We start from the raw sequence: 258 nt of genomic DNA, 5'->3' as shown, positions 1-258 counted from the left end.
TCGATATCCTTGTCATCACAGGGGGTGTTGGCCTGCCCCCCAGCTGCCCGGATACGCAGCCGGATATAGATGTCCCAAGCTGCTCTCAGGTTGTCCGTGCCCCCCATGGCCTGAAGTAATCTGCCCAGAGCCAGTTCGATCTCCTTATCCTCACAGGGGGTGTTCGCCTTCCCTCCGGCCGCCTGGCTGCGCAACCGGGTAAATATGTTCAGGGCCGTTTTTATGTTCCCCGGCCCCCCCATGATCTGGAGATGTCTG

1 protein-coding gene is annotated in these 258 nt (G+C 59.7%); it reads right to left on the bottom strand.

All coding sequences use genetic code 11. The features are described from left to right. Positions 1–258: hypothetical protein (locus E1189_RS22000; RefSeq protein ID WP_196220787.1), on the bottom strand; the 258-nt coding region annotated here is incomplete at both ends.

The organism is Parendozoicomonas verongulae (assembly GCF_009711465.1).
GTDB classification, from domain to species: Bacteria; Pseudomonadota; Gammaproteobacteria; order Pseudomonadales; family Endozoicomonadaceae; genus Sansalvadorimonas; species Sansalvadorimonas verongulae.
This window is presented reverse-complemented; position numbering and strand designations above follow the sequence as displayed.